The following is a 25,622-nucleotide window of genomic DNA, read 5'->3' on the forward strand; positions in this document are numbered from 1 at the left end:
TCCCTGACAACGATTGTGATCGCGAGGCTCGTGGCAGCATAATGACACCGGTGTCTACGCTTGCGAGAGCATTGCTTCGCAGGCGTGGACAGCACCAACAATGGAGGCGTCACAACGTCTTGGGTGAAGGATTCGTTCCCAGGGGGAAGTGCTATGAAGTACGGATACGCTTTGTTTGCTTTAGCGGCAATGGCGCTGAGCACGGCCGTAACTGCCGCGAATCGGCCGAGCGGTTACACCACGATATGCAACGAGAACCAGACGTGCGCGGTGCCGGCATCGACCAACGTCGCGTTCGGTCGGGCCGATCAGTTCATATATAAGGTGTTGAGCGGCAGCTTCGTTTGTTCGCAGGCCACGTTCGGCGGCCGGATCGGGGGCGGTGTAAATGAGTGTTCCGTACCGACCGGCACGACGCCAACCGATCCGCCGCCATCGACTGATCCGCCGACGCCGGATCTCGGCTACTACCCCGGCTGCGCGATGCCCACCTACACTGAAACCGTGCAGCTCACTGCAACACACGTGGTGCCGGCAGGGACGGTCTTCGATGGCGGCAACAAACGTTACAACTTATCCGGCGGCAGCCAGAGCGAAGGACAGCCCGCGGTGTTCGATGTTCAGGAGGGCGCCACGCTCAGGAATGTGATCATCGGTCCGCTCGCGGCGGACGGCATTCACTGTCTCGGCAACTGCACGCTGGAGCGCGTGTGGTGGGAAGACATTGGCGAGGATGCCGCGACGGCGCTCGGTCCCGCGGGCACGGTCATGAACATCACCTGCGGGGCTGCCTACAAGGGCTCGGATAAAACATTCCAGTTCAACGGCCGCGGCGAGATGCGCATCAGCAACTTTTTCGTCGCCAACTCGGGCAAGCTGGTGCGCTCGTGTGGCGATTGCACGGGCAACGGCGGGCCGCGCCGCATCTTCGTCAACAATGTGATCACTCGCGACGTGGCGACGATCGTCGGTATCAACAGCAACTTCGGCGATGTCGCGACCATCCGCAACCTGACATTGAACAACAGCGGCACCAGCAAAACCAAGATTTGTCAGGTGTACAAGGGCGTCGTGAAGGGTCAGGGCAGCACGTCGGCGCTCGGGGTGGAGTTCAACACGCCGAACTGTCAGGTCAGCCAGGGCGATGTCACGCTGTTGCCGCCGAGCCAGATGAATACGAGCGCCTGCGCGGGGTCCTGCCCGATTCCGTAGCCGCCTCGCCGCTCGAAGCTGCCGGGCCGGTCACGCAGTGGTGCGGGGCCGGCCTTGCTGTCGTATTCTTCACGATCCCGCGATTCGTCGATCGCGGACAGGTTCAAGTCGTGAAGGTAGTTTCGAGCGATGAGTGAGCACTGGCCGTCGTGGGGCCGGGAATGGCTGGGCGAGATCGTTCCTGTTTTCCAGGTGTTGTTGATTGTTCTGGTCGCGTTGCTGCTGCAGCGGCTGGCGCGGCGGGTAATGCGTCGGCTCGGCGAGCGCAATGTACCGGCCGAGATGCTCACCATCGGGCGGCGGATCTCAGCCTTTCTGATTTACGGCACGGCGCTGCTGCTCGTTCTGGAGCGGCTCGGCGTGTCCGCATCGGTGCTGTGGGCGGCCTTCACTGGCTTCGCTGCCGTGGCCGCAGTGGCGTTCTTCGCCGTGTGGAGCGTGCTCTCCAACATTTTCTGCTCGGTGCTGATCTTCGCGACACGCCCGTTCCGGCTCTACGACCGCATCGAGGTGCTGGAGAACGGCGAGAAGCTGGGCTTGAAGGGCCGTGTCATCGACATCAACCTGATCTACACGACGCTGCAGGAAGACGGCGCCGACGACGGCCAGCCCGGCCCGACGCTGCAGATCCCGAACAGCCTGTTTTTTCAGCGCGCCGTGCGACGATTTCGTCCGGGCGGCTGAGCGCTCAGCGGCCGATCCGCCCTCGCTGCTTCTCCTCGTACATCAGCGCGTCCGCCTGGGCCAGCATCTCTTCGACCGATAGGGTGTGTTGCGGATCGGTGGCGACGATGCCGACGCTGATGCGCAGCGCATAGCGTCGCTCAGGTTTGGCATTGCGGGTTTGCAGTTCCTCGGTCAGGCGCTGGCGAATCGATGCTTCGCTGTTCTCCGCCGTCGCCGGCAGCAGCGCTGCGAATTCATCGCCGCCGAGGCGGCCGAGAATGTCCGAGCCTCTGAAGCAAGCGCGCAGCACCTCGGCGATCTCGGCGATGGCGGTATCGCCGGCTTGATGGCCCAGCGTATCGTTGATGGGCTTCAATCGATCCATGTCGATGAACGCGACGACGAAATGCTCGCCGGTGCGTCTTGCCAGCATCGCATGCTGTTCGGCCAGCATCAGGAAGCCGCGGCGATTGGCCAGGCCGGTGAGCTCATCGATCGTCGATTCCTTGCGCAGCGCCATCTGCAGCCCATGACGCTCGAGCGCATAGCGCAGTGCGCGCACCAGCAGACTGGTGTTCAGCTGGCCTTTGATCAGATAGTCCTGAGCACCCGCGTGCAGCGCTTGAATGGCGGATGCTTCGTCGTCGAGCCCGGTCAGCACCACCAACGGCACTGCGGGCGCGGCGAGTTGCACCTTGCGAACTGCCTCCACACCGCCGGCATCGGGCAGGCCCAGGTCGAGAACGATCATGTCCGGCGCGCCCTGTGCGAGAAAGGCCAGCGCGTGATCGACGCAGGCGCGATGAGCTACTTCGAACTGAAAGGCGCGTGTTTCCTTTATGGTTTCGGTGAACAACAGCGCGTCGCCCGGATTGTCCTCGACCAGCAATAAACGGATCGGCCGGTCAAACATCGACAGCTCCGTGCGGCAGTTTGACGAAGTTGAGCCAGAAGCTCTCGATCGAGCTGGCGACTCGCAGGAACTGTTCCAGATCCACCGGCTTGCTGATGTAACAATTGGCGTGACTGCTGTAGGCGCGTGCGATGTCTTCCTCTGCCGTGGAAGTCGTGAGTACGACCACTGGAATCTGCCGCAGATGTCGATCCGATTTGATCTCCGTCAGCACTTCGCGCCCGTCCTTTCTCGGCAGATTGAGATCCAGGAGGATGATGTCCGGATGTTTCGCCTGGCCGTAGGGCTCCTGTCTGCGCAGGTATGCCATGGCCTCCACGCCGTCGCGCACGACGGTGACGTTGTTGATGACTTTGCCTTCCTTGAACGCTTCCAGGGTCAGCCGTGCGTCGCCCGGATTGTCCTCCACGAGCAGGATTTCGATGGCCCTGGTGATCATGTGAGTGCACCTTCTGCGCGCGGAATGGTGAATTGGAAGTTGGAGCCAAGGCCGGGCTGGGATTCCACCCAGATACGGCCGCGATGCCGGGCCACGATCTTGTGACATAGCGCGAGCCCGATGCCGGTGCCCGAGTACTGCTCGCGCGTGTGCAACCGTTTGAACATTTGAAAGATTCGGTCGAAGTATTGCGGCTCGATGCCGATGCCATTGTCACGAACCGAGAAAACCCAGTGGTCGCCCGCGGACGTGGCGCTTACGTGCACTTCGGGCCGCGGCCGATTGCAGTACTTCAGCGCGTTGCCGATGAGATTCTGGAACAGTTGCGTGAGCTGCGTGCCGTAGCCGAGCACGGTCGGCAGCGGATCGACGGTGACGACGGCGTTCTTGTCTTGAATGGACTGGTGCAGCTGATTGATGGCGTTCGCACAGAGTGAGGCGGCATCGATGGGTTGCGGCGACTGGCCTTTCATCGACAGTTTCGCGTACGACAGCAGGTCGAGAATGAGCGTTTGCATCCGCTGCGCGCCGTCGACGGCATAGCGAATGTATTCGTCTGCGTCGGAATCCAACTTGCCTTGATACTTGCGCGCGAGCAACTGAGTGAAGCTTGCCACCATGCGCAACGGCTCCTGCAGGTCATGGGAAGCCACGTACGCAAATTGTTCGAGCTCGGCGTTCGAACGCGCCAGATCCTCGGCGTTGCGCGCGATCTGCTGCTGAGCGCGCGTGCGCTCGATGACCTGACCGAGCTGAGCGCCGACATTCGACATCACGTTCAACAATTCTTCGTCCGGCTCCTCGACCTTGTGCGAGAAGAATTCCAGCACCGCGACCACTTCGCCCTGGACCAGCACTGGAAAGCCGAAGGCGCCGCGTACGCCGAGATCGGCAGCAGCCATCTTTTCCGTGAACTCGCTTTCCACCAGCAAGTCACGGATCCAGGCGGGCTTACCGCTCTTCACGACGCGGCTCGGCACGCCCATGCTGCTATACAGGCGAGTGCTTTGGGTCGCGTCGCAGAGTGCAGCGAAACGTTCGTTGCGCTCGATGTGCCAGAGCGAGCTGGAGACCAGCTCCTTGCCCGAGCCTGGGGTATAGAAATAGACGTGTCCCACCGGCCAGCCCGTGTGTGCGCAGATTCGATCCAGCGCGTACTGCATGGCGGCCTCGATAGATGTTGCTTCGTTGGCCGCAACCGCGACCGATTGCAGCAGCTCTTTAAAGGAGACCTGGCGGTGCAGCGCCTGAGTGGTCTGTTCCAACTCGCCGATGCCATGCTCGATGCGCACCAGCGCCGGTCGCAGCACTACGAAACCTTGCAACAGCAAGACGCCGAGCAGACAGATGATCAGGCCGACATAGACTCGATCCCGGAGATTTTGCCGAGCGATGGATTCGCGTTCGTACTGGCGCGCGATCTCGCTCATGATCCTTAGATAGGACTGTTCGTGCGCCAGGATCTGGCCCACGAGCGCACGAGCGTCCATGGCTGCTCGCGAATTCTCCGGCGCCGTGAGACCGCGCAGTGCCTGGAGCATTGCGCGATATGGCGCGTCGAGCCAGCCGAACATTTGCATCACCTCGACGCTGTTCACGCTCGAGGCGCCGAAAACGGCATCGCTTTGTTTCAATGCTTCGTGTGAGCTTTGCCATTTGCGCACAGCTTGCCGGATGCGCGCGATGATCGATTCCCTGGCCGCTCCCTCGGGCGTGGCGGCAAGCAGCAGCACCTCCTTGGTGAGCGCCTGACTCAATATGCTCTGCTGTCCGGCGGTGCTGATCAGGTGCGCGTGTTGCCGCAACTGCCGCCCCTCCTGCTCGACCACTACCGCGCCGAGCACGGCTAGCAGGCCGAGCACTCCTAGAAACAGGAAATGACGTACTGTCAGCTGGCGTGTGTGCGATAGCGTGTCGATCTTCAGATTGGTCAGCGGAACCATGCCGAGCACCAACAGCGTGACGAGCACGATGCCGACGGTGCCCAGCGCCGACACGCTCACCGCCTGGGAAAGATCGTGAAAGTGCATCGTGGACGGAGAGAAGGTGACCGCTGCCATGCCGGTGTAGTGCATGACTGGAATCGCCGCACCCATGACCAGCGCCGCGACGATTCTTTTCTTGCTCCACGCATTGGCGTCGGTGCGCAGATGAAACGCGAGCCACAGCGCCACGAAGGAAATCACGATGGCTAGCAGCACCGAGAGTGCAACCAGCCCCGGAGAATAAGTGTGTTGGGCGGCCATGCGCATCGCTTCCATGCCGACGTAGTGCATGGTGGCGATGCCGCTGCCCATCACGATGCTGCCGAGCACCGCTCGAAACAAGCCCATTCGCTGCCGGCTCACGACGAATAACGCCACCGCCGAGGCCAGGATGGCAGCGAGCAGCGACAGCAGCACCGTCGGCCAGTCATAGCGCACCGGGATCGGCAACTGAAAGGCAAGCATGCCGACGTAGTGCATGGACCAGATGCCCACGCCCATCGACACTGCGCCGCCGGTGAGGCGCAATAGTCGCATCGAGCCTCGCGCGGCTGTGACTCGGCCGGCGAAGTCGAGCGCGGTATAGGAAGCGAGGATCGCAATGACGACGGAGAGAGCGACCAGCAAATAATCGTATGCGCCGCTCAGTGCCGTTGCAGATGACGACATGCCCGGTCCTTGTCTGTTTGTTGTTGCGGCTTGGAATTAACTTAGGATAGACCCCACTTATCGCCGCGACCTGCCCCTTGGTCGGCCGAGATTCTGTAACGTCGGCCACGGATCGCAAAGGACCGCTGCGTACGTATTAACCACGGTTTGCGCCGTTGACCGCGCATCGCTCTCGGCGTTTGCAGCTAGACACACCGCAACGAATCTCCGATGATCCGACCCCACGTCGTCGTTGCTGCGACACGTGCAGCAACAGCGAGTGTCACGATGAAGCGGCAGGAAGATCGCGCCGCCACGCGCCCGATGATTTCGGGGGGCGCGATGGGCGAGGCGATCAACGCGAAAGACTGGACGGGCCATGCGCTGGGGACGATCGAGAAGTGGCCGCTGAGTTTGCGAACTGCACTCGGCATTTGTCTCGGGCTCCCCGCGCCCTCGTGCATTGCATGGGGCGGGCAACGTGCGCAGATTTATAACGACGCCTATTCCCAGGTGTCGCTGATCCGTGCCGAAGCGCTCGGTATGGACTTCGCCCACAGCTGGGCGCAGTCGTGGCCAGCGATGCACGCCTGCTTCGAGCGAGCGTCTCGCGGCGAGCCGGCGCGGCTGGAGAATCAATCGGTCTCATTCGATCGTGACGGGGGCACAGAGCCGGCGGTGACAACGTTTTGCTTCGTGCCGGTGCCCGACGATGCGGGCGGCATCGGCGGTGTGCTGGTCACTCTGCTCGAGGCAAGCTCGGCGGAACTGCGTGACGAGCTGAGGCGCAGCAAAGTTGCCCTCGATCAGCATGCGCACGTCATCTCTCATGACTTTCGCGCACCGCTACGGATGCTCGAGCAGATGTCGAAGATTCTCGTGACGGATCACGCCGAGCACTTGCCGGCGCGGGCCGCGGGCCTGCTCAATCATATCGGCACCGGTGCGGCGAAACTGGCGTTGCGAGCCGAACTGCTCACGCGGTTCGATACGATCAGCCAGCATCCGCTGCACCGGCAGAATGTTGATATCGCGGCAATGGTCTGCAAGATCGTCGCCGAGCTGCGGGCCGCGACGCCCGATCGTCAGGTCGAGCTCGTGATCGAAGAGCTGCCTGCGGCCCAGGCGGACTTCGAGCTGTTGCGGCTGGTGTGGCACAACCTGCTGGCGAACGCGTTCAAGTTCACCCGTCAGGCAGCGCAGCCGCGTATCGAGGTGAGCGGCAAGCGGCAAGGGCGCCACATCGTTTACTCCATCAAGGACAACGGCGTCGGTTTCGATCCCAAGTATGCGCGCCGCTTGTTTGGATTCTTTCAGCGCATGCACACCGAAGAGGAGTTCGAAGGGCTCGGGATGGGACTGGCCATGGCGAAGCGGCTGATCGAGCGCCATGGCGGCACGATCTGGGCCGAGGCCGAGAAGGGCCGCGGCGCGGAGTTTCGTTTCACGCTGCCCGCATGATGTTTTCCATGAGCGCGCACATCCTCATCATCGAAGACAATGAAATGAGCCTGGCGCTGGCCGAGTATCTGTTGCGGGATGCCGGCTACACCGTCAGCAGCGCGACCGACGGCGGCAGCGGCATGCGGCTGGCGCTGCAGAACACTGCGCAACTGATACTTTGTGACCTGGACTTGCCGGTGATCGAGGGACCGCAGTTGGTGCAGGCACTGCGAGCGAGCGGGGAATGGCGGAAGGTGCCGGTGCTGGCGTTTACCGCAGCCTCGATGGGTCAGGAGCAGCGGCAGGCGCTGGCTGCGGACTTTGACGGCTGCATCGTCAAGCCGCTCGATCCAGCTTCATTTGCTGCCACTATCAGTCAGCACCTGGCGCCCGGAATGCGCGTTTCTCAGGGATAGATCGGTTGTGAGTTTCACGGTCCACACATCGATGCTGCAACGTCTGCGCTATTTGACAGTGGCGCTGCTGTTCATGGTGTCGTCGGCGGCGAGTCCGCAGACCAGTAAGTTAGCAGTCGACGTCATCGTCAGCCCCTCGCTGGCGGAAATAACATTGGACCGCAGCTTGCTACGCGCAGTGTTCACGATGCGAGTGCGCGAATGGCCCGATGGCACGCCGGTTCGCGTATTCGTGCTGCCCGATGACAATCCGCTCAGCGATCACTTTTATCGGGAACGTCTCGGCATGTACTCCTACGTGTTGCGCCGGGCGTGGGATCGCATGGTTTTCACCGGCACCGGCTTTGCTCCCACCGTGGTGCGCTCGGAAAGCGAGATGATCGAGCTGGTCCGCTCCACGCCCGGTGCAATCGGATTCGTGCGCAAGCGCGAGACCTCGTCACGAAATCGCCCCGCGCCGCCGCGCTGGCAAATCGTGCTGCTGAGGGCGGATGCCCATGAGTAACCAATTGCGCGTCGCCGCCGCATTCGCCGCGATTTGCTTCAGCAGCTCGGCGAGCGCGCTCGACTATCAAGTGCACGGCTATGCGGCGCAGGGCTTCGTGCTGAGTCGTCACAACGATTTCTTTGGCGACAGCACCGACGGCAGCTTCGACTACTACGAGGCAGGCATCAATGCAGCCGTGCAGGTGCAGCCGAATCTCTCGTTCGCCGCTCAGGCGGCGATTCGCGATGCTGGCATCAGTGACGATGGCTCGTTGCGACTCGACTACGCGGTGGCTGATTACCGCCTGGTCTCCGAGGCGAGCATTCAAGCAGGCTTGCGAGCCGGCAAAGTGAAGAACGCTCTGGGCTTCTACAACGAGACACGCGACGTGGTGTTCACGCGACCGAGCATCCTGCTGCCTTCGGTTTACAGCGACAATCAGAATCAGCGCAGCCTGATCTTCACAGCGCCGGGCGCGCAGATTTATGGCGGCACGGTCATCGGACTGCACGAGCTGTCGTTCACGGGCACTCTCAACGCCGAGCGCGACGTGCGCAAGTCCGACGAGCGCTTGCTGGTCTCGTTGACCGTGCCCTTCGATCTTCGCATCGGCGATTCCTGGAACGTTCAGGTCATGGATTCGATCGATGGCGGCAAGTGGCAGCTTGCTTATAGCCACTTCTCCGGGGAGTTCCGTATGTCGACTGCGCCGGAGATCGATCTCACCGGGCGCTTCGACGTGGACCTGAATGTTTTTTCGGCCCGTTACAATGCCGAACGGTTCACCGTCACCGCCGAGTACGTGCTGGTCGACAACGACAACCGGCTGACGTTCAGAGGCGCCCCGTTCCTGCATCAACGCGTAACGGCGGATAGCGGCTATCTCCAGGCCGAGTATCGCCTGCGCCCCGACTGGACGCTGATGGCGAGAATGGACGGCTTTTACAGCGACCGTCACGATCGCAGCGGCCGTGACTTCGCGGCGGCCAATCCCGGCGCCGACCGCCGCATGCGGTTCAGCCACGACTTCACGATCGGCGTCAACTGGCGCCCCGGCGAGCATTGGGGCTTCTGGGCCGAGCACCACTGGATCAACGGCACGGCGACGCTGCAGCCCCTGGAGAATCCGCCGCCGGTGCGCGATCAACGCTGGTCGATGCTCATGTTGATGGCGGGCTACAAATTCTGAGCGGCTCGCATCGAATGGTCACCTCCGCACCTGCGCCGCCATCGCCGGAATCATCCAGGCGCATGCGGCCGCGCCTGAGCTTGATGTGGAAGGCGCTGCTGCTGTTGATCATCCTGCTCGGCACGACCTATCCCTTTCTCGGCTACCTCGGCTATCACAGCTTGCAGGAACAGAACGAGCGCAATCGCCAGGAGGAGATGGATCGCTTCGGCATGGCGCTGGACGCCTTGCTGGAACGCGCCGGCGATGAGCTGACCCGTCTTGCCACCAACATGGCGGCAGTGACCAGCACCAGCGAGTTGCAATCGAGCGATCTGGCCGATCTCTCACCGGCAGCGGGCCTGCTGTCGGCACTGACTCGCATCGAGTATTACACCGCGGAAGGCAAGCCGATTGCGCAGTGGGTCGGCAGTGGCTCGGGAGCGGCGTTGCCTTTCAAGGTTGCAGACATTCTGCACGATTTGCGCGAGACCCATCGGCCGCTGACACGGCTCACCTGCGCGCTCGAGTGCGTGCTGCACGCTTTCGTGCCGGCGTTCGATCGCGATGGTCGCGAGATCTCGGTGATCGTCAGTCAGCTTGCGTCGGATCAGCTGCAAGTGTTTCGGCGGGTCGCGGGAGCCGATGTCGCGCTGATGGAGACCGGCGACACTTCCAGAGACGAGTCTCTGCCCCAGCTTTGGGGACGGCACGTTCGCGTGCTGACCAATGCGCCCACGCTGGCGCCCGTGTTGAACGCGTTGAACTATGAGCGGTCCGCGCCGGCGAGCAATACCAGGGTAGCGAAGGTCGCCGGCGAGCACAGTTATCTCGTTCAGATACATACATTGCCGCCGCGCCTGGTGGGCAGTACCCGCGGACCCGAGGCACTGTTCATCGTCGACGATACAGCGGCGCAAGCTCGCATTCGCGCCGACATGGAGAGGACGACGCTGGCGATCGCCGTCGGTCTGACCTTGTCTTCACTGGCGTTGCTGCTGGTAGCCTGGCCGGTGTTGCGTCGACTGGTCCGGGTCACGCGAGCATTGCCCGTGGTCGCGGAGCAAAGGTTTGCGGAGGCGCGTGGCCTGTTGGGCGAGGATCGAATCGACTCACGCTTCTCGGATGAGGTCGATGTTCTTCGCCACACCGCGGCGCTGCTGGCCACCAAGCTGGAGCGTTTGAATCAAGCGGAGTCGGCGAGTGCGGCGAAATCGAGTTTTCTCGCGACGATGAGTCACGAGATTCGCACGCCGCTCAACGCCATCATTGGCGCCACCAGTCTGCTCAAGGACACGCGACTCGACGAGCGCCAGCGCGAGTATGTCGAAATGGCGCGCTTGAGCGGCGGTGTGCTGCTCGATCTGATCAACGACATCCTGGACTTCTCGAAGATCGAAGCGGGGCGCCTCGACCTGGAACAGCAGGGCTTCAATCTGCGCGTCTGCGTGGAAGAGTCATTGGATCTGCTGGCCAATCGCGCCCAGGAAAAAGGCCTGGAGCTGGCGTACAACTACGATCCGCAGCTGCCCAATTATTTCGTGGGCGACGCGGCGCGCATTCGTCAGATCCTGGTGAATCTGCTGTCGAACGCGGTGAAGTTCACGGCGCACGGCGAAGTGGTCGCCGAGATCAGCGGAGTGCAAGAGCGAAGCGGTCGTTACGTCGTGCGCCTCGCGATCCGCGACACCGGCATCGGCATTCCGGCGGAGCGACGGCACCGGTTATTCGAAGTGTTCAGTCAGGTCGATGTCTCCACCACTCGAGTCTACGGTGGCACGGGGCTGGGTCTGGCGATCTGCAAACGGCTGGCCGAAGCCATGAACGGCGATATTCAGGTGGAGAGCACGGTTGGGGTTGGATCGACCTTCATCGTGACGCTGCCACTCGAAGCTGCGTCTGCCGATCTCATGCCGACGCGGCCTGGCGCGATCGATCCAGCGCAACTGGCGGGGCGTCGCGTGCTCATCGTAGAAGAGAACGAAACGACGCGCGGCGTATTGCGTCAGTACTGCGATTCGTGGGGCATGCCCGCTGCGGGGGTTTCATCGCCCGAGCAGGCGCTGGGTCTGATTCGCGGCGGCGAGCAGTTCGACGTGGCGCTCATCGATTACTCCTCATCAACGATGGATGGGGCGCAACTCGCGAGCGAAATTGCCGCGCTGGATGCCTCGCATTCGATGAAGATTCTGCTGCTGGCTACTCATGGTCCGGCCCATGAAGCCGCGCGCGCGGCGGGATCGCACATCCAGGGCGTGCTGACGAAGCCTTTGCACCAGTCACACCTCTTCGACGCGCTTGCCGCTGTTCTGACCGGAGCGGCAACCACCTTGCCGTATCAGCTGAACTTTCAATGGGCCGCCGATCATTCGCAGCTCCAGGCGCCGCTGCGCATCCTGCTGGCCGAGGACAACGTCGTAAACCAGCGCATGGCGCAACTGCTATTGGAGCGGTTGTCGCAGGCGGCGGATGTCGTGTCGAACGGCGTCGAAGCGGTGGAGGCCGCGATGCGGTTGCCCTATGACATCATTCTCATGGATGTGCTGATGCCCGAGCTGGACGGTCTGGATGCGACTCGCCAGATTCGCGAACGATTGCCTGAGGAGCGTCAGCCACGCATCGTCGCGATGACGGCCAATGCATTAACGGGCGATCGCGAGCTGTGTCTCGCCGCGGGCATGGATGATTACATCAGCAAACCCGTGCAGCTCGACGAGCTGGCGAGAGTCCTGATGCGCCAACAGGTGCCTGTCGAAGCCACGGCGATTACGGCTCCGCCAGTCGCAAGAAATCCGTCGCTCGCGGAATTTCGTCAGGAAGCAATCGACCGGCTCGTGTCGGCGGCGGGCCCGAAAGGCGCGGGCTTGGTGTTGGGGGCGATGGTCGATAGCGCCGCTCGGCTCCTGGACGCGCTGCGCCGAGCATTCACCGACGGGGATGCCAAGGCGCTCCGGCGCAGCGCTCACAGCCTCAAGGCCAATGCCGCGACCGTCGGCGCCGATGCGCTGGCGCGATTGTTTCAGGAGTTGGAAGACCGGGGCGCATCAGGGGATCTATCTGCAGTCGCCGATAAGGTTTCATCCGCCGAACAAACCTATCGCCAGCTGGTTGCGGCGATCGACAGCCTGCGCAAGAACCTGGGCGAATCCGGCGCCAGATAGTCGGACCGGATTCCCCTGGGCGTTGTTACATTCGACCGCCGTCGGTCAGCAGCGTCCGGCCGGTGACCCAGCGCGAATCGCGCGACGCGAGGAACGCGACGACATCGGCGATATCGTCCGGCTCCGCCAGACGGCCCAGCGGTGTCAACGAGCGCTCATGGTCGAGGTGCGGCTGGGGGATGCCTGCAGTCATGTCTGTGCGCGTGATGGCGGGGGCCACGGCGTTGACGCGAATGCCTCGAGCACCGAGCTCGCTGGCGAAGCCAAACGTAAGCGTTTCCAGCGCGGCTTTGCTGGCTGAGTAAACTGCCGTGCCGTTGCGAGGTTCGTGAACCAGGCTGGTCGACACGTTGATGATGCTGCCACCGTTGGGCGAGAAATGAGGCAGGGCGGCCTGAGTCGTCGTGATGACGCTCCAGGTGTTGACCAAAAACTGCTGATCGAACATCTCGCGAGTGATGTTTCCTACCGGCGCAGCGTCGAATACGCCGGCGATGTTCGCGAGCACGTTGACCGGCCCGAGCTCGGCAACCGCCTGTTGCACGGCCGTGTTCACCGCGTGCTCATCGATCACGTTGGCTTGGAATATCGCTGCGCGGCCGCCTTGCTTGCGGATATCGGCTGCGACTTCGGCCGCCTGTTCGCGATTCGATTGATAGATCAGCGCGACGGCGGCGCCGTCTTTTGCCAGGCGGCGGGCAACTGCTGCGCCGATGCCACGCGATCCGCCGGTGACGATCGCGACTTGTCCTGCGAGATTCATGCTGTGCCTCCAAGGTTTCGGATGGCACCACGTTAAGGATGAGGTCGCCGCGCTGGAAGCTGCGCCAGCGCACCGGCGCGTTCCAGATTTGCAACGCGCCTTCAGAAGACGGAGCGGAAGCGTTCCTCTAGGAAACTCAACAGGGCGCGTACGGCCGCCGGCATTCCGACCCGGCTCGGATAGAGCCCATACACGCCAGTGCCGATCGACGGATACTGCTCGAGTACGACGCGCAGCTCGCCGCTCTCGATGTGCGTCCGACACGCGTCCCAAGGAAGCTGAATCAGGCCGGCGCCGCGAAGCGCCGCTTCACGAAGCGCGATGATGTTTTCTATGACTAGCCGCGGCTCAGGATGATGCAGGACCACCTCTCCGTGCGCCCCCTTGAAAGACCAGGGACGCACCGCTTCGAGCGTGCCTTGTCCTAGCGCAGGCAACTTTGCCAGATCGGAGAGCTCCACGGGGACTCCATGCTTTTCGAGCAAGGCCGGGCTGCCGACCAGGACCATGCGCGACAGGCCGAGTGGACGCGCGACCACGTCGGCAGATGCCAGCGGCTCGGTGGAAAAGCGAATCGCCAGGTCGATGCGTTCCGCCAGCAAGTCGACGAAGCGGTTCGACAGCTCCAACGACACGCGCACCTTGGGATAGCGGCACATGAACTCGCCCAGCCAGCCGGCCAGATACAGCTCCGCCGTCAGAATGGACGAACTCATGCGCACCAGGCCACTCGGCTCATTGAGCGAGTCCGCCACCGTTGCGATCGCTGACTGTGCCTCATCGGCCATGGCGCGAGCGTGCTTGTAAACGCTTTGGCCCACGTCCGTAACGTTGAACGCGTGCGCGGAGCGGTGAATGAGCCGGACATCGAGTTGCTTTTCCAGCGCGGCGATGCGGCGGCTGAGTCGGGATTTTGGAATGCCCGTGTCCCGTTCCGCCGCCGCGAAACCGCCGGCTTCGACGACGCGTGCGAACAAGTACAGATCGTTCAAATCGTCAATCGTCATGGGGGCGTCCTGTTTTTGCAACGGGGCGTTGCAGTCACGTCGTCGTTGCGTCGATATCGGTTCGTTAGGCTGCAGAGCCTATGACATTCCCGAGCTCTCCGGATACCGCTGTTGCAGATCAGGCGCCGTGCAACCGCAATCGAGCAGCGCTTGCGACGCTCATTGCAGCCTGCGCGACGATGGGCGGCATCGCCATGACCATCACCGCGGCGAGCATCGCGCTAGCGGGTGTTCAGAGCGAGCTGCAGTTGGGCATCGATCAGCTGCAATGGGTGCTTAACAGCTTCATCGTCAGTTATGCACTGTTGCTGCTGCCATTCGGCGCGTGGTCGGACCGCCGCGGTCAACGGCCATTGTTTGTTTGGGGCGCGGTCGTGTTCGTTATCGGCGCCGCCGTCGCTGTCCTGGCGCGCGATGTGACGTCGCTGATGGCAGGCCGCGCACTTCAAGGAGTCGGTGCGGCATTGTTGACGGCAACTGCGCCGGCGGCACTTACCTTGGCGTTCTCGAAGGAAGCGGACCGCAAGCGAGCGTTTGGATATTTGGGATCCAGCGGCGGCATCGGGCTTGCGTTGGGAGCGTTGCTCGCCGGCGCGGCCAGCAGCCGGTTCGGCTGGCGCGCGGCGCTAGCGTTGCCGATTCCGGTGATGATCGCGGCGCTCGCGGTCGTGTGTTGCTCACCGGGCGCCCTGGTCGTTCACGCCAAGTCGCAGCGAGCTCACGTGCCGATGCGAGCACTGCTCGAGAATCGATCCTTCATGCTCAGCTGTCTCTTGTGCCTGTTGTTTACAACGGTCTGGGTGGCGTTGTTTATCTACGCCCCGCTGCACATGCAGGCGGTGGATGGGCTCGATCCACGCAGTGTTGGCGCGCTGATGCTCGCGTTGCTGCTGCCTGCGCTGGTGATGCCTGTCGTCGTTAGTCGGCTGGTGCTGGTCTTCAAGATAAGTGCGGTGTTGATCGGCGGATTCCTCACGATTGCGGCCGGCCTGTGGTGCATGCATGTCGCATGGTCAGGAGCGACATCGCGCGCGATCGAGCTCGCGGCACTCGTATTGTGTGGCAGTGGTGCTGGCGCGTTGTACGGTCTGGTCGATTACATCGGCCTGACGGCGGTACCGGCGGAGCAGGCCGGCTTGGCGTCCGGTGCGTTCAACGTCGTGCGCTTACTGGGTGACATTCTTGCCGCGATCATTCCAGGCGCTGTCGTGCTTCACGTCGTGAGGTCTGCGCTGGCCTCGCACGTCGGTATCACCGGTGAAACGCTTAGCCAGATCGCCGCGGGAGATTTTGTAGTGGTCGAGCACCTTGGGCTGACAGTGCAGGCGCGTGCGGCGTTTGTCGATGGAATGCAATGGGCTATCGGGGCGCTGCTGGCGCTGACGGCACTCGGAGTGATGGTGTCGTTGAAGGGACGAGAGGCTAGGGCTTCGCCTCACTGAGCCGCGTTGCAAGTTGCAGCGGACTAAGAACCGTGACACCAAACTTTCGTGCTCGCTTCGCGAGATCGAGCACAGCGCGGTCCTTGCTGACGAGGGCGTCGGCATGATGATGGAAGGCGAGGGCGAGAAAGTGGTCGTCGTCGCAGTCTTTGCAGCGAGGAAAGCCCACGGGCATCCCCAAGCTCTCCATCGTGACGCCCTCAGGTAATGGCATCACGCGAACCCGGGCGCCGTAACTCTCCAACACCGCTCGTTGCTCACTCTCCTGCAGCTTGAGCTGCGGATAAGCGAGCACACGGCGTAGTTCCTCCAACGCGGGCACGTGAGTGACGAGCTCCAAGCGCTGCTCGTCCCAAGCTCGCTGCAATTCGGCTAAGCGCGCGTCCTCGAAGGCGAGCCAGTCGAGAACGATGTTGGTGTCGAGCACTACTCTCATGTGATTGATCGAGCACCTATCGATAGTTACCGGCGGGTGTACCCGAAGGGGCATGGCTCTTCGAGTGCGTCTTACGGACGATTCGCCCTGCGCGGCGAATCGCGATACTGCCGCCCGTCCTCATCGCTCCCACCTCTCGTGCCTCAAAGGAGAATGTAATGCTGGCTCGTTCCAAGTCCAGGCGATTCGCGTTGGCGTTGGCCTTGTTGCCGGCGCTTGCCACCGCAGGCGAGCCGGTCGAAAGCGTAGCAGACATCTCCGCCCATGACGCCGCGGGTCTCGAGTTCTTCCGCGGGCCGATGGATTTCCTCAAGGCGCGACAGTTGTTCGAACGCGAGACCTTCGGTGGCAACGGCCGCACGTGTCTCACTTGTCACAGCCGCGAGACCGGCACCGTGGCGCCGGCCGATGCACGCAAACGCTATGCGCGCAATCGAAAGGATCCGCTGTTCCTTGCCGACGGCAGCGATGACGGCGCGGGCCATGGGACCCAGCGCATGCTGGAGGACGCAACGTTTCTGGTGCGAATTCCGCTGCCGGACAATGTCCGCCTGGCGAATGATCCCAGTGCACGCAGCGTCGTGGTGAGGCGCGGCGCCCCGTCGACGCTGAACACCCCGGCTCTCGATCCGGTGTTGATGCACGATGGCCGGCAGCCCGATCTGGTCGCACAGGCGCGGGGCGCGATATTCGATCACGCGCAGGTGCGTCGTGAACCGAAGCGGCGCGACCTGGAGTTGATCGCGGCGTATCAGCACACGCCTCAGTTCTTCAGTTCGCTGACGACGTTCAAGTACGCCTACTTCGGCACCACGCCAAAGTTGCCCAAGCCGCGCACGGCGTCCGAGATTCGCGGCCACCGCTTCTTCCTCGACGTGCCGCTGGAAGGCGATTTCAAGTCGGGGCTGTGCGCCAACTGTCACAGCGGTCCCATGCTCAACGAGACCAACGAGTTCGCGCCTTTCCCACCGTTCGCGCGGGGCGGCCGCTTCCAATCGGTCGGTGTGTCCGAGATGAATGTCGCGGGCAATCCGGTTTATGACTTCGTGTTCACCAATCCCGATGGCACGACCACGACCGTGTCCAGCCCCGACCCGGGCCGTGCGCTGATCACTGGCTCCACGGATTTCGAGAGCGTCAATGCGTTCAAGATTCCATCGTTGTGGGGAGTGTCGCGCACAGCACCTTACTTCCATGACAACTCGGCGAAGTCGCTCGAAGAGGTCATGCAGCAGTACGCCCGGTTCTTCGCAGTGCTCGGCCTGACGCTCACCGAGCAGGATCAGAAAGATCTGGTCGCCTATATGAAGCTGATGCAATAGGCAGAACAGGCTGGAACAAAAGCCGGTAATGGCCCGTCTTTCCGGAACGGGCCTTTCTGACAGGGGTGCGCATGAAAATCACCGTCTGTGAGTTGCCGGACCAGCGCAAGTCGTTCGATACGGCGTGGGGGGACCTCGTAGACCATGTGCGCGCCGAGCACAGCGACCTGGTCGTGCTGCCGGATATGCCTTTCAGCAGTTGGTTTGCGAGCTCGAACCGATTCGATCGGAATGTGTGGGCGGCGGCAGTCCGCTCCCACGACGAATGGGAGTCCCGGCTGCGCGAGCTGAGCCCGGCGATGGTGATGGCGTCACGCCCGGTCGACTTCGGCAACGAGCGATATGATGAAGGCTTTCTTTGGGAAGAGCCGCTGGGCATGCTCTCTGTGCACGCCAAATCTTCTCTGCCGGACGTCAAAGGTGCGCGCGAAGGGTCGTGGTACGACAGCGCGACGGCGGAGTTCATTCCGGTGGAAGTTCGAGGGCTGCGCGTCGCCATGCTGATCGGCAGCGAGATGTGGGCGCCCCGCGGTTATGAGGCGGAGCACGTCGATGTCCTGGCAATCCCGCGGGCCGGTGACTTCGCTGCCCTCGGCGGTACTGTGCAGCGCGCGTGTTCGCTCGCTCAGCATGCGCACGCGTTTGCGGTGTCATCGAACCGATCTGGAACGTTCGGTGGCCGGGCGTGGATTATTTCGCCGGAAGGTCAGTTGCTGGGCCAGACCAACGCCGACGAACCGTTTCTTTCCATGAATGTGGCGCTACACGCGACCAAGGGCGAGATGCGGCACTGCGACGTGTTCGCTCACTGAGCGCGCCGGCCGGCTCAGCGCAGGACTGGGCGTCGGCCGCCAGGATGCGAGCCTCGAAAGGCGCGAGGTGCAATGTCTGCGACGCAGGCAGGACGAAGTGCTCGCCTGTGAGGCGATCTTGCAGCCGGCTCTCGAGCCGCGGGTCCCTACCAACCGACGAGAGCTGCAGGTCGATGGATTCGTTGCTGAAGTTCAGCAGGACCAGCGCGCTTCCAGGTTGATAGCACTCTGCGGTGGGCACGCTTGGTCGTCGGATGTATGCAAGCACCGCGTCGTCGCGATTAGTCGCAAGCAACTCCATATCCGGCGAGTACAGGGCTGCGACTTCTTTTCGAAGTCGAACGAGCTTGGTGTAGTGAGCCAGCAGGCCGTGTCGATCTTCCCACGAAAGCGGTTGCTCGTCGTAGGGCAGAAACTGCGCACCGACTTCATCGCCGTTATATATGAGAGGCAATCCCGGCAGAGTGAGCAGCATGGTGGCCGCGACCCGAGTGCGGTCGGCGCCGTGCCGGGCGATGAACCGCTCGCCAGTGTCGTTGTTGTTCAGGAAGCGCAGCACCAGTCCGGGCTCTGGAAGACCTCGAGTGCTCTTCACTAGCGCCGCACGCAGTTTGTTCAGATCGGGCGGCTTGCTCGCGAACGCATCGTTCCAGGCCCATTCGCCGAGCCTTTCCGTCCAGTCATACGCCGCATCGAAGCCGTGTTGGAAGTAATAGCCGTCGAGGGCGGAAGCTTCCGCAATCAGCAGCAGGTCAGGATCGATGCGCTTCAACTCTGCTCGCCAGCGAGGCCAGAACTCGGGAGCTCGTTCGCGCACGCCCCAGCTCACATCCACGCGGAAGCCATCGACATTGAGCTCGCGCACCCAGTAGCTGAAGGCTTCGATCATGTAGCGCTGTACTTCAGGGTTGTCGTACTCGAGATTCTTCAAGTGCGCCCAGTCGAAATAGTTCGTGACCTCGCCGTCCGGATCGCGCTCGAACCAGTTGAAGTAGGGCGAGCGCTGCCGGCGGTCGGCAGCATCGACGTAATAGCGATGCGCTGCCGCCAGATGGTTCGGGATGAAATCGATGAGTACGCGCAGACCGTGGGCGTGCGCCGCTTTGATGAGCGCCTCGAGCTGCAGTTTCGTTCCGAACTCGGCGCGAGACTGGAAATGATCCGTCACTGCGTAACCGAAGTCTTCGGTCGGTGCGCCAGTGACGGGCGACAGCCAGATCGCTGTGACGCCCAACGCGGCAATCTCCGGCAAGCGCTTGCGCACGTCGTCATAGCCATTGTGACCGAATGCAAAGGGAGCTACGCCGTACAGAACAGCTCGTGTGATCCATGGCGGACGGTGATTCTCGAGGTCGACCTCCTGCGGCGAGCCGTCGGCGATTTTGAAGACGCTGGTGCTTTCATCGCTGCGGCCAAGCGCGTCCGTAACGCGCAGCGTGACGTAGTACTCGCCATCCACATCGGGCGGCTCGACCTGGATCGTCGGTGTCGTCGCCGGCGTGACATCGAGCACAGATCGAGAGCTGAGCGTCAGCGGCGCTGCATTGCCTCGTCGGGTTCGCCACTCATATTGCACGATGGGCGCCGCGATGCCGGGCGCCATTTCGCTGCCGGCGGCATCCATCAATATATTTGCGCCGTCGATGCGAGTGCGGATCCAGGCACGCGGCCGGTCCTCGATACGAACCTGCCAACGTTGAGCGGGCGATCGCGCGACTTCGCGACCGTCTCGCATGCAGCGCGCGCGAAGGTCGTTGCCGCCACTACGAAGCGGCACGGACGCCCGGAACCGATGGTCTTGAAGCGTTGCGACCGCGGTTGCGGCCGGACCTTGAATCAGCACCTCGTCACAAGCCGACGAGTCGACTCGGCCCTCGATGTATTTATCGAACGTCCACGCGTCGCCGCCGGCTGTATCGAACTCCACCGGAGCCTCGGATGCCTGCGATACGCAGCCGAGTGCGCAGAGCGCGACGATCAACGAGCGGAGCCGGCGGATCTGCATGAGGGCAGAATAATCAGCGCCCGCTCGTTTGTATTCTGGGAATTCCGAGTAGGCTTATCCCGACGTTTGTTCGCCAATTTCCTCGCTGCTCGCCTGACGCGCCGAGCTCAACAGGATCCAGCCCGCGGTCGAGCAGATGGCCATGACAAAGGCCATGGGCACCGGGCCGGTCAAATCCAGCACGCCGACCAATGCGGCCGCGATCGCGCCCGTGCCCAGCTGCAGAAAGCCGAGCAGCGACGAGGCGCTGCCGATGTTCTTGGTGAAGGGCTTCAGGGCCAGTGCGGCCGCATTCGGATAGGTGATGCCTGCACAGTGCAGGAACACGAACAGCAGCGCGACCGTGGCCCACTTGCCGAGGTCGAGCGTCAACGACAGCGCCAGGAACGTGATGCCACTGATGACCTGAACGAACAAGGCGCGACGAAACACCTGCTCGCTGGCGAAATGTTTCAACAGCACATGGTTCAACTGGCCGCCCAGGATCATGCCGCCAGCCAGGATGGCGAAGATCGCACCGAAGCCGCCCGGCCCGACGCCGAAGCCGTCCATGAAAACTGCCGGCGAACCGGAAACGAACACGAACAAGCCCGCGAAGGACAATGAGCCCGCGAGCGTGTATGTCCTGAACTGAGGCTGGGCGAGGGCATCGCGGAACGTACGAAGGATCGGCGCGAGCCGCAGGCTCACCGACGGATCTGGCGAATACGTGCGAGGCACTGCGAACATCACCAAAGCCAGATCGGCGATGGCCAGCGCGGCCAGCACAGCGAAGATTGCTCGCCAGCTCGCAATGCTGGTGATCAAACTGCCGATACTGGGCGCGAGCAGCGGCGACACGCTCAGAACGAGCATGAGCGTCGCAAAGGCTCGAGCTGCTTTTTCAGCAGGAACGTGATCGCGTACCAAGGCGATGGCGCCGACCGACGCAGCGCTGCCGCCGAGCGCCGAGATGAATCGATACACCAGCAGGCCTTCGAACGAAGTGGTCGTCATGCAGCCGAGCGTAGCGAGCACATAGATGGCCAGCCCGCCGTAGATCGGGCGCTGCCGGCCGAAGCGATCGAGCAACGGACCGTAGATGACTTGCCCGAGCGCAAAGCCGATGAAGTACACCGACACGCTCAGCGACATGCGCGACACCGCGACGCCGAGATCCGCTGCAATCTGCGGGAACGCCGGCAGATACAGGTCGATGGTGAACGGGGTCAGCGCATTCAGGAAGCCGAGTACGATGATCAAAAACGTAGGATGTCTTCGCATACAGAAACTGGCGACGGATCGCTCCGCCGTGGAAACGTATCTAACTGGTGGAAAATTGCAGGCTGCGAGCGGAGCGCTCGTTTTTGGTGGCCGGTCCTGGCTGATGCCCGCGCGGCACTGATGATTGCGCCGAGGGCGTCAGGGTACAACTCCAGGCATCGACGTGTCCATGCCATCGCGCGCCCGGCCGGCCCAGAGTATAAGGAGTCATGATCCGATACAGTCCCGCCCCTCCGCTGGATGCCGCGATCGACTGCATCTGGCTGAGTCAGCGCCGCGAGCATTGCCAGCACTGGGAGCACATGCTGCCTTCCGGAAAGGCGCAGCTTGTCATTCCTTTGCACGATGCGCCCATTCAATGGGCCTCGCCGGGCAGCAAAATCGAATGGCACTCGTGGACCCGCGGCGTGATCCATGGTCCTCAGGCCCGCTATTACCTGGCCGGGCCGAAGCCGCCGGGTGTCGTCGTCGGCGCATCGTTTCGGGTCGGCATGGCGGCGGCGATTCTCGGCGTCTCGTTGGATGAGCTGCGCGATCGTCACGTTTCCATCGAGGAGCTGTGGGGTTATCGCGGACTCGAGCTGCACGATAGGCTGGCTTCGATCCGAGAGCCGATGGATGTTTGCCGGGCGCTGGAAACGGAGTTGATCGCGAGGATTCGCCGGCCGTTGTTGATTCATCCTGCCGTCGGGTACGCATTACGGCCCGAGGGGCTCGGCAGTCCGCGCGTGGACGAGATTCAACGCCGCACCGGTTACAGTCCGCGTCATTTCATCGAATTGTTTCATTCGGCCGTCGGTCTCACGCCGAAGCACTTTTATCGCGTGCAGCGTTTCTCCGGCACGCTCGCTCGCCTGGCGCGAAGTTCGAGCGAGGGCGGAACGAAACTCGCGGATGTGGCGTTCGCCGCCGGCTATGCGGATCAGGCGCACTTTTCCCGGGAGTTTCGCCAGCTCGCCGGCGTCGCGCCGTCCGCCTATTGCCCGCCAGCGGCGCACAGCGAGCATCACCACGTCGTGACCCCAGGTAAAAAAGCTTCAAGACTCGTGCATCGCCGGGCATGACACTATGCTCCAGCGCGAGACCTCCTTCGCGAACCAGGAGCGGCCATGAGCGATAAGGGCGAGCAGAACATTCACGACGTGTATGCCTACTTGCGATTGCACGACACCAAGGCGGCCATCGATTTCTATGCCCGTGCATTCGGCGCCAAGGAATTGTTCCGGCTGGTCGAGCCCGGCGGCAAAGTCGGTCATGCCGAGGTGAAGATCGGGCCGGTGACGCTGATGTTGTCGGATGAATATCCGGAGATGGGTATTCGCGGGCCGCGTTCGATCGGCGGCACCAGCGTTTCAATCCATATTCACGCCAGCGACGTCGATCGCTTGTTCGAGCAGGCGGTGGCGGCGGGCGCAACCGTCGTGCGCCCTTTGCAGAATCAATTCTATGGCGAGCGTTCCGGCACCGTGCGCGATCCGTTCGGTCACGAATGGCTGCTCGGCGGCCACATCGAAGACGTCACGCCCGAAGAAATGCAGCGGCGCTACACCGAGCTGTTCAACGAAGGTTAGTTCGCTGCACAGCCCGGCTGCGACGCTTCACTCGACGACCAGCTTCACGTCGATGTTGCCGCGAGTGGCGTTCGAGTACGGGCAGACGATGTGCGCCTTCTCGACCAGCTTCTGCACCTGATCCTTCGGCAGGCCGGGCACATTGATGCGCAGCTCGGCTTCGATGCCGAAACCGGTCGGGATGGCGCCGATGCCGACCCGGCCGGTCACGTTCGTGTCCGCGGGCAGAGCGACTTTCTCCTTACCGGCGACGAACTTCAGCGCACCCAGGAAGCACGCCGAGTAACCGGCGGCGAACAGCTGTTCTGGATTCGTGCCCGGGCCGCCCCCGCCACCCAGCTCTCGCGGCGTGGACAGCTGGATATCCAGGACATTGTCGGAAGACTTGGCGCGGCCGTCGCGGCCTCCGGTCGCGGTGGCCTGGGCGGTGTATAGAACTTTCTCGATCGACATGACGTGCTCCTTGGGTTGTTTGGGTGGTGTGCGTCAGTGGGAGAGACTGTACGCGTGCCTTCCGGACTCCGGCTCACCTAAAATCCGCAAAACTTGATCAGGAATATGGGAATGGTCGACCGTCTGGAGTCCCTGCTGACGCACTTTGCCGTGCACGCCCGCATGTTCCACTCCGGGGCGCTGTGCGGTTTGAACGAAGTGCCGACCTTGCCGGACACCGGGCAATTGCACCTCATCAAGCTGGGCCCGGTTGAGGTCATGCATGACGGCGAAACGCCACTGCACGTCGTCGAGCCCAGCTTACTGCTGTACCCGCGGCCGCTGAAGCATCGTTTTGTCACCGACGCAAAACGCGGCGCCGACCTGGCCTGTGCGAATTTGCACTTCGATGGGGGCGTTGCCAATCCAATCGCCGCTGCGCTGCCGCCGGTCATCTGCGCACCGCTGGCTCAGATCGAAGGGGCGGACGGCGTGCTGTCGTTGCTGTTCGATGAAGCCTTCAATCAGCGCTGCGGCCGGCAGGCGCTGGTGAACCGCCTGTTCGAAGTGGTGTTGATTCAAGTGCTGCGCCACCTGATGGAGAGCGGCCAGATCCGCAGCGGCATGCTCGCGGGTATGGGGCATCCGAAGCTGCGACATGCGTTGGTGGCCATGCACGAGCAGCCCGCGCACGAGTGGTCGCTGGAAGAGTTGGCCGACAAAGCCGGCATGTCCCGCAGCGTGTTCGCCAACGCGTTTCGCGACACGGTCGGACTCACGCCCGGGGCTTATCTTCAGAACTGGCGCGTGAGTCTGGCGCAGCAGGCGCTACGCCAAGGTCGCTCGCTCAAAATGATTGCGCTCGAAGTAGGTTATGGCAGCGAGGCTGCGCTGTCTCGCGCCTTCAAGGTTCAGAGCGGCCTGTCGCCGCGCGAATGGAAACAAGCTCAAGCGATATAACGCATGCGCATCGAACATCTGGCTCTGTGGACTGACGACCTGGCGCGGATCAGGGATTTCTACGTCACGTATTTCGACGCCGTGGCCGGCAGCGGCTATCGCAACGCTGCCAAGGGCTTTGAATCTGTTTTTCTCAGCTTTACCGATGGCGCGCGCCTGGAATTCATGAAGAGCACGACGCTGTCTCCAGTCGTCATCGAAGCCGGCGCGCAGCGCATGGGGTTGACGCACTTCGCCATGTCGGTGGGCTCCGAAGAGCGTGTCGATGCACTCACGCAGCGCTTGAAAAGAGACGGCTATCCTGTGCTCGATGGGCCTCGTCGCACGGGCGACGGCTATTACGAAAGCGTGGTGCTCGATCCCGATGGCAATCGCATCGAGATCACGGTCTGAGGGCTTCACCAGCTCGAGGACGGCACATCGTCGCGGGTGATCTCGGAGCGTTGCGCGACCCATTCGCCGAAGCCGCTCACGTCGACTCCCTCGATGGAGTCGGTCCGGTGAGCGGCGACCCACTCGCGCATTGCCTGTAGCAACTTCGCCGCCTGGCCTTTGTTGAGTGCGTACAAGCGCAGATAGTTGAAGCGCGCTTCGTCGAGCCGATTCAGGCCAAGGAACGCCTGGCCTTGATATTCAATGGCGTGCGGATAGTCAGGAAAGATTTTCAGCGCCTGTTGGTACGCTGCGAGCGCCTTGGTGTGATTGCCCAGCTTGCGGTTCGCATAGCCGAGGTAGGTGTAAGCCTCGTGCATCGATGCGTCGAGTCGCACGGCTTCTTCGAAATGTTCCAGCGATTCCTCATATGCGTCGCGCGCGGCGCGTTCCGCCGCGGACTTTTCTTTGGCATCACTCGAAGCTTCGGCCAGCGCCTGCGAATGATCGGCGCGCTGGATCGCGGCATAGCCCACATTGTACGCGTCGATCGCGCTCTGCTCCGAGATCGGCGGCGGCGCAGCGGAGCGAGGTGGCGGGCGATAAGCGCCCGGCCCATCGGCGTAAGCCGGCGCTGCCGTGGCGATGATCCACAGCAGCGCCGCGAGCGGTCGGTGAAGTCGCATGTCACTCATATCC

General features: G+C 62.6%; 23 protein-coding genes. 13 read left to right on the forward strand and 10 right to left on the reverse strand.

Features of this window, described 5'->3' with window-relative positions:
- Positions 1-153: 153 nt before the first annotated feature.
- On the forward strand, positions 154-1,212 hold the full coding sequence (locus EK373_RS09195; protein ID WP_129642378.1) for a pectate lyase: 1,059 nt from the start codon (positions 154-156) through the stop codon (positions 1,210-1,212).
- Between the two features lie 129 nt (positions 1,213-1,341).
- A complete protein-coding gene (locus EK373_RS09200; protein WP_129642379.1) occupies positions 1,342-1,896 on the forward strand; it encodes a mechanosensitive ion channel family protein in 555 nt (184 codons plus the stop codon).
- A gap of 4 nt (positions 1,897-1,900) precedes the next feature.
- On the opposite strand, the gene EK373_RS09205 is transcribed toward EK373_RS09200, so the two are convergent.
- The 3 genes from EK373_RS09205 to EK373_RS09215 are packed head-to-tail and all read right to left on the reverse strand — an operon-like array spanning position 1,901 to position 5,884.
- On the reverse strand, positions 1,901-2,791 hold the full coding sequence (locus EK373_RS09205; protein ID WP_129642380.1) for a GGDEF domain-containing response regulator: 891 nt from the start codon (positions 2,789-2,791) through the stop codon (positions 1,901-1,903).
- Positions 2,784-3,230, reverse strand: coding sequence for a response regulator (locus tag EK373_RS09210; protein ID WP_129642381.1), 447 nt, complete (start codon positions 3,228-3,230; stop codon positions 2,784-2,786). The genes EK373_RS09205 and EK373_RS09210 overlap by 8 nt, the downstream gene beginning before the upstream one ends.
- Positions 3,227-5,884, reverse strand: a complete 2,658-nt coding sequence (locus EK373_RS09215; protein ID WP_129642382.1) for an MHYT domain-containing protein — start codon at positions 5,882-5,884, stop codon at positions 3,227-3,229. Before EK373_RS09215 ends, EK373_RS09210 begins: the two co-directional genes overlap by 4 nt.
- 210 nt (positions 5,885-6,094) lie before the next feature.
- On the opposite strand from EK373_RS09215, the gene EK373_RS09220 reads away from it, so the two are divergent.
- The 5 genes from EK373_RS09220 (at position 6,095) to EK373_RS09240 (ending at position 12,538) form a co-directional block, all read left to right on the forward strand.
- Positions 6,095-7,324, forward strand: a complete 1,230-nt coding sequence (locus tag EK373_RS09220; protein WP_129642383.1) for a sensor histidine kinase — start codon at positions 6,095-6,097, stop codon at positions 7,322-7,324.
- A gap of 8 nt (positions 7,325-7,332) precedes the next feature.
- Positions 7,333-7,722 carry a response regulator gene (locus EK373_RS09225; protein WP_157994289.1) on the forward strand — a complete coding sequence of 130 codons (390 nt, stop codon included), beginning with the start codon at positions 7,333-7,335 and terminating at the stop codon, positions 7,720-7,722.
- 7 nt (positions 7,723-7,729) lie between these two features.
- Positions 7,730-8,227 carry a type 2 periplasmic-binding domain-containing protein gene (locus EK373_RS09230; protein WP_198683175.1) on the forward strand — a complete coding sequence of 166 codons (498 nt, stop codon included), beginning with the start codon at positions 7,730-7,732 and terminating at the stop codon, positions 8,225-8,227.
- Positions 8,220-9,398, forward strand: coding sequence for a porin family protein (locus EK373_RS09235; RefSeq protein ID WP_157994290.1), 1,179 nt, complete (start codon positions 8,220-8,222; stop codon positions 9,396-9,398). The genes EK373_RS09230 and EK373_RS09235 overlap by 8 nt, the downstream gene beginning before the upstream one ends.
- 62 nt (positions 9,399-9,460) lie before the next feature.
- Positions 9,461-12,538: a hybrid sensor histidine kinase/response regulator gene (locus EK373_RS09240; protein ID WP_198683176.1), complete on the forward strand. Its 3,078-nt coding sequence runs from the start codon at positions 9,461-9,463 to the stop codon at positions 12,536-12,538.
- 25 nt (positions 12,539-12,563) lie between these two features.
- Here EK373_RS09240 and EK373_RS09245 read toward each other — a convergent pair whose 3' ends face one another.
- Both EK373_RS09245 and EK373_RS09250 read right to left on the reverse strand, forming a co-directional pair.
- On the reverse strand, positions 12,564-13,301 hold the full coding sequence (locus EK373_RS09245) for an SDR family NAD(P)-dependent oxidoreductase (protein ID WP_129642387.1): 738 nt from the start codon (positions 13,299-13,301) through the stop codon (positions 12,564-12,566).
- Positions 13,302-13,402: 101 nt separating this feature from the next.
- Positions 13,403-14,308 carry a LysR substrate-binding domain-containing protein gene (locus EK373_RS09250; protein WP_198683177.1) on the reverse strand — a complete coding sequence of 302 codons (906 nt, stop codon included), beginning with the start codon at positions 14,306-14,308 and terminating at the stop codon, positions 13,403-13,405.
- An 80-nt stretch (positions 14,309-14,388) separates the two neighbouring features.
- On the opposite strand from EK373_RS09250, the gene EK373_RS09255 reads away from it, so the two are divergent.
- Positions 14,389-15,750: an MFS transporter gene (locus EK373_RS09255; protein ID WP_129642388.1), complete on the forward strand. Its 1,362-nt coding sequence runs from the start codon at positions 14,389-14,391 to the stop codon at positions 15,748-15,750.
- Here the strand turns inward: EK373_RS09255 and EK373_RS09260 are convergent.
- Complete coding sequence (locus EK373_RS09260) at positions 15,731-16,186, reverse strand: putative toxin-antitoxin system toxin component, PIN family (RefSeq protein ID WP_157994291.1); 456 nt, start codon at positions 16,184-16,186, stop codon at positions 15,731-15,733. The two genes, EK373_RS09255 and EK373_RS09260, sit on opposite strands and share 20 nt — an antisense overlap.
- A 158-nt stretch (positions 16,187-16,344) precedes the next feature.
- On the opposite strand from EK373_RS09260, the gene EK373_RS09265 reads away from it, so the two are divergent.
- Entirely contained in the window at positions 16,345-17,508 is a 1,164-nt protein-coding gene (locus tag EK373_RS09265; protein ID WP_129642390.1) for a hypothetical protein, read from the forward strand.
- Positions 17,509-18,198: 690 nt separating this feature from the next.
- Here EK373_RS09265 and EK373_RS09270 read toward each other — a convergent pair.
- Together EK373_RS09270 and EK373_RS09275 are read right to left on the reverse strand one after the other, a co-directional pair.
- Positions 18,199-20,325 carry an alpha-amylase family glycosyl hydrolase gene (locus tag EK373_RS09270; protein ID WP_129642391.1) on the reverse strand — a complete coding sequence of 709 codons (2,127 nt, stop codon included), beginning with the start codon at positions 20,323-20,325 and terminating at the stop codon, positions 18,199-18,201.
- A 54-nt stretch (positions 20,326-20,379) separates the two neighbouring features.
- Positions 20,380-21,588 carry a multidrug effflux MFS transporter gene (locus EK373_RS09275; RefSeq protein WP_129642392.1) on the reverse strand — a complete coding sequence of 403 codons (1,209 nt, stop codon included), beginning with the start codon at positions 21,586-21,588 and terminating at the stop codon, positions 20,380-20,382.
- Between the two features lie 209 nt (positions 21,589-21,797).
- Between EK373_RS09275 and EK373_RS09280 the strand changes: the two genes are divergently transcribed.
- Together EK373_RS09280 and EK373_RS09285 are read left to right on the forward strand one after the other, a co-directional pair.
- Entirely contained in the window at positions 21,798-22,652 is an 855-nt protein-coding gene (locus EK373_RS09280; RefSeq protein WP_129642393.1) for a helix-turn-helix transcriptional regulator, read from the forward strand.
- Between the two features lie 45 nt (positions 22,653-22,697).
- Positions 22,698-23,159, forward strand: coding sequence for a VOC family protein (locus EK373_RS09285; RefSeq protein WP_129642394.1), 462 nt, complete (start codon positions 22,698-22,700; stop codon positions 23,157-23,159).
- Between the two features lie 27 nt (positions 23,160-23,186).
- Here EK373_RS09285 and EK373_RS09290 read toward each other — a convergent pair whose 3' ends face one another.
- The gene (locus tag EK373_RS09290; protein WP_129642395.1) at positions 23,187-23,612 is read right to left on the reverse strand and encodes an organic hydroperoxide resistance protein; all 426 of its coding nucleotides are present in this window, start codon (positions 23,610-23,612) and stop codon (positions 23,187-23,189) included.
- Between the two features lie 111 nt (positions 23,613-23,723).
- Here EK373_RS09290 and EK373_RS09295 point away from each other — a divergent pair, with 111 nt between their 5' ends.
- Together EK373_RS09295 and EK373_RS09300 are read left to right on the forward strand one after the other, a co-directional pair.
- On the forward strand, positions 23,724-24,551 hold the full coding sequence (locus EK373_RS09295; RefSeq protein ID WP_129642396.1) for an AraC family transcriptional regulator: 828 nt from the start codon (positions 23,724-23,726) through the stop codon (positions 24,549-24,551).
- 3 nt (positions 24,552-24,554) lie between these two features.
- Complete coding sequence (locus tag EK373_RS09300; protein WP_129642397.1) at positions 24,555-24,944, forward strand: VOC family protein; 390 nt, start codon at positions 24,555-24,557, stop codon at positions 24,942-24,944.
- 5 nt (positions 24,945-24,949) lie between these two features.
- On the opposite strand, the gene EK373_RS09305 is transcribed toward EK373_RS09300, so the two are convergent.
- On the reverse strand, positions 24,950-25,609 hold the full coding sequence (locus EK373_RS09305; protein WP_157994292.1) for a tetratricopeptide repeat protein: 660 nt from the start codon (positions 25,607-25,609) through the stop codon (positions 24,950-24,952).
- Positions 25,610-25,622 lie beyond the last annotated feature (13 nt).

The organism is Peristeroidobacter agariperforans, assembly GCF_004138335.1.
GTDB classification, from domain to species: Bacteria; Pseudomonadota; Gammaproteobacteria; order Steroidobacterales; family Steroidobacteraceae; genus Steroidobacter; species Steroidobacter agariperforans.